This window comes from Microcystis sp. M_QC_C_20170808_M3Col (genome assembly GCF_007095505.1).
Taxonomy (GTDB): Bacteria; Cyanobacteriota; Cyanobacteriia; order Cyanobacteriales; family Microcystaceae; genus Microcystis.
The window spans coordinates 1-3,778 of the sequence record NZ_SFBY01000137.1 but is presented as its reverse complement, the minus strand read 5'-3'; the positions used below and the strand labels follow the sequence as shown (position 1 = coordinate 3,778).

Genomic DNA, 3,778 nt, shown 5'->3' with positions numbered 1-3,778 from the left:
GGCACTTCCTCCTTGATGTTTTTTCTTAAAGTTAGGATACTTAGTACGACCAGCAAAGAAGTTAGTAAAAGCTGTTTGTAGATGTCTTAACCCTTGTGGTAAAGGTACACAACTAACTTTATTGAGAAAGTCTAATTCTTCTTGCTTTTTCCAATCGGTTAGCATCGAAGAAGTTTGAGCATATCCTACTCTTTCTTGTCTTTCGTACCATGCTTGTGTTCTGAGATGGAGAGCTTTATTGTAAACTAATCTTACACAGCCCAACGTGCGTCGCAATAGCGACTCTTGTTCGGGTGTGGGGTAAAATCATCGGTAAGAATAGGCTTTTTCCATGTCTCACATTTTAGCATATATTTGGTAAATGCGCTAGTATTTAACGGTAAAGCCGTCGTAGAACGACGGGGTTTCAGACCCAAAATTTTCGATGAACACACCTGAACAACGATCTTTTAGCTACCAAATATTGCAAATATTAAAGGCAACCGATAACTCTTAAGCTACTGTCCCTACCAAAAGATGAAGCAGCATAACGGCTAAGTTAGCTTGCTTTCGCCACCGATTACCCCAACCACTTCATCTCAGACACCTCATCGATTGCTCTCATCAACAAACTTCCTAAAATCTCTTTAGCCTAAAGCATCTACATACTCAACATCCTTATCTGACCAAATCTGTATTTCTTCATAACCAAAATCATAGTCATCGATGGTAAAAGTGCGATCTTCCCACTTAATGGGACAGTCTAGATTCAAGACACCGCGACAAGAACCAATTATTTTTCCTTGACTATCGTAAACTTCTAGAAATTTCGTTTCCTGATCCCAACCATCATCAACATATCCATTAAGGAGGATAGAATAACTGCTCTCCTCATTAACAGTAGTTCTCACTACATAAATATTCACTAATCGCGTTTGAGACGTTAAGTAATGATGGTTAAAGGAATCAAGTACATTGATCGGGATAGTGGAAGGTAACCTTTTTACCCTAACAAAATCTAACGTCGGCTGATATTCTTCGGATTCAGAATTTAATTCTAATGATCCTAACTCTAGATATCCTATACAGTTAGGAGATTCGAGTAACCAAGGAAACAATGTCCCGTCTTTTTCCAACTGGCGAAGTTGAGGGATGAAAGTTTCTTCGTAGAATTGTTTGATACGAGAATGGGAAATAGACATGGAATTTTCGTTGATAGTAAATTTAGAAATAGATACGGCGTTCTCGTTGATTGGGGGTTTGGAAATAGATACAGAGTTCCCAGCCTTGCAAAGAATATATCTATGTTCATGGTCATCAAAATATGACCACATTCTCCTCATCGTATTATTAGCTGGATTATACTTATGATCAATATCATTCACTCCAGGAACGAACCAAGCTGACCAATTACCATTAAACCAACGGATTTGATACGCTATTACCTTTCCACCCAATATTTCTTGATCAATCTGCAAAGAGAGTCCTTGATACCATCTAGAACATCTTTGAGGTGGGGAAACAATCTCTAGACAAATATCCTGGGTAAAAATTTCATACGAAATGTAATCTCCGATGGGATTACTAGACATCAAAATACTCCTAACTACTATTTCTTAAGGTGATAGCCTGTTGGTACAGGCGACATATGTTTTCTAATCCCCTTGATCAACCTAAGTTTGATATTTCTAAGCCTACTAAGAAGTTACTTGCAAACTGCTGTCATGATCCAGATTTAGCCAGCTAACGGCTAAGTTATGCTTGGTGCTGAGTTTGGTTGCTTTCCATATATTGACGTAAAACCTTGTTTATTAGGGTTTTATACTCTTCTCCTTGAGCCTGAAACCACTGTTTCACATCTGGATCAAGCTGAACTAGGTTGTGTGCTTGATCTGCTGGAATACGTAAAGTAGCTCGTTCAAAAAATTCATCTGTCAGCGGCGGAATATCTGAGTAGTCGATATTCTCTTCTGACCTTGACTCTAAAGCTGCCCAATTAGTACGAGAGGTACTGTTCAAATCGTTTCTGCTCATGACGGTTGGCTCTTCGCGCTGAAATGATTCGGGTTACATTTTTTTGACGTTCCGTCCAGACTACTACTGCTATTCCAGAACCGAGAAAACCGATCCCAAACCAGCGATCTTCGCCATAGTCGAAACGATCATCTAGCTCAATCAGCATTTCTCCATCAAACATCGTGGGAACATCAGCAAAATCAATCTCATGTTTACGAATATTTTCAATATTTTTCGCTTCGTCCCACTCAAATTGCATGAAGAATTAAGGTATGCCAGACTGAACTAATTTCTTTCATTATCACACATTTGGCTGAAATGGGTTTATTCTTTGCTGGAAATCGATTGCCACCAAAAGTATAGACTCTCAGCCAGAAGATAGATAGCTGAAAATAATTGCCATACTAACACCATAGATGCAAATGATACCAATTTTAGTTGCAATTGGGAATGAACCAACTAGGGCAAATATTATGATCGCAACACCTATAAGGAGTGCGAATATGGCTTTAACTCTCTTCATTCGGAACTCTCAAAGACTAGAACTAATACATACTAAATCAGCCTCTATGGTCATGCCATAAAGTCGTCCATGAAATCAGTGACACCTTCAGCAATACCATCCGTAATTTCATCTGGAAGTAAACCGACAGCCAACACAGCTATCCCAGTTCCTACTGCCGAGCCAAGAAATTTAGCTGCCCAATCACGAGTATCAGTAATACCTCCACAATCTTTACACTCGACATAATTTTTCTGGTTAGTTGGTTGAATGTTTTTGCTATTGCAGTGCGAGCATATGACTTGGTTAGCCATTTTTTCTCTCCTAAATGCTATGGCTGAATATCCAAACTATGCCACCATCAACAATCGAAGCAGCATAACGGCTTAGGCATCGTGTAAAGTGATTAGTCCTTTAACAATGCTCTAAATCCCGCCTGCTGAAAATGGGTATCGGCAGTCAGTGCGTCAATGATTCCTCGATCTTGCATCACGATGAATGATATACAGTCCACTAACCCCCATTCTTTGTCTCCTCGTTGCTTAAACAAATTGAATGCTAATCTGTATAGGCTATCGGTTAATAAAACGACTTCAACGCTGGGATCAGTTTCGAGGGATTCTAAAAGTTGGATTGCCGCCGCTCTGTATCTTTGCTTAGAAAGCGCATTACCTATTTCTAGCAAAATCACCTGAGTTGTCACCAAACGAGTGCTGTTACTCTCAATTTGATTAGCAAGCTCAACAGCCCATGCATGATTTTGATCGGTGACGGAGGATAACGCGATCGCAAAAGAAGTATCTAAAAAGACTTCAGTCATTATCAGAAAGAGTTTCCCCATATAAATATTGATCAATTTTTTCTGACCAATCAGGTTCACCCTGTAATTTTAAAGACTGAGCAGTTTTAAGAAACGTTTGAGGTGGTTTTACTTCATTGGGCAGAACACTTTCAACAACAATCCGCACCCTTGTCCCTGCGGCTAGGTTTAAGGGCACTTCTAGTTGAAAAGCTGTTCCGTCAAAAACGGCTTCGAGTTCTTGGAGCATTGTTTTTTAAAGGCTACGGATTGTTTTCAGTATAGCCTGACCTTTACCTTTAAGCGGCAAGAGCGGCAGCAGATAAACTTTGCAACGCTAAGATATATCAACTATCCGCTCCAATACGGAAACTTTCCTTATATTACGCTAAATACGCACTTTTAAAAGAATCTTTCCGTATATTACGCTCAAGTGGAATGATCGCAAGAAGTTTTCCGTATAATATTACGATAAGCGTGTT

6 protein-coding genes and 1 pseudogene are annotated in these 3,778 nt (G+C 39.5%); all 7 read right to left on the bottom strand.

Features of this window, described 5'->3' with window-relative positions; all coding sequences use genetic code 11:
• Window positions 1-333: pseudogene (locus tag EWV84_RS06395) on the bottom strand (RNA-guided endonuclease InsQ/TnpB family protein); the annotation flags it as partial.
• 293 nt (window positions 334-626) lie between these two features.
• The gene (locus tag EWV84_RS06390) at window positions 627-1,181 is read right to left on the bottom strand and encodes a hypothetical protein (RefSeq protein WP_287077246.1); all 555 of its coding nucleotides are present in this window, start codon (window positions 1,179-1,181) and stop codon (window positions 627-629) included.
• 553 nt (window positions 1,182-1,734) lie between these two features.
• A complete protein-coding gene (locus tag EWV84_RS06385; protein WP_287077244.1) occupies window positions 1,735-1,998 on the bottom strand; it encodes a BrnA antitoxin family protein in 264 nt (87 codons plus the stop codon).
• Entirely contained in the window at window positions 1,976-2,254 is a 279-nt protein-coding gene (locus tag EWV84_RS06380; RefSeq protein ID WP_002797901.1) for a BrnT family toxin, read from the bottom strand. Before EWV84_RS06380 ends, EWV84_RS06385 begins: the two co-directional genes overlap by 23 nt.
• 314 nt (window positions 2,255-2,568) lie before the next feature.
• A complete protein-coding gene (locus EWV84_RS06375; protein WP_041804104.1) occupies window positions 2,569-2,811 on the bottom strand; it encodes a hypothetical protein in 243 nt (80 codons plus the stop codon).
• Between the two features lie 92 nt (window positions 2,812-2,903).
• Complete coding sequence (locus EWV84_RS06370) at window positions 2,904-3,317, bottom strand: type II toxin-antitoxin system VapC family toxin (RefSeq protein WP_287077241.1); 414 nt, start codon at window positions 3,315-3,317, stop codon at window positions 2,904-2,906.
• Entirely contained in the window at window positions 3,310-3,546 is a 237-nt protein-coding gene (locus EWV84_RS06365; protein ID WP_287077239.1) for a hypothetical protein, read from the bottom strand. Before EWV84_RS06365 ends, EWV84_RS06370 begins: the two co-directional genes overlap by 8 nt.
• Window positions 3,547-3,778 lie beyond the last annotated feature (232 nt).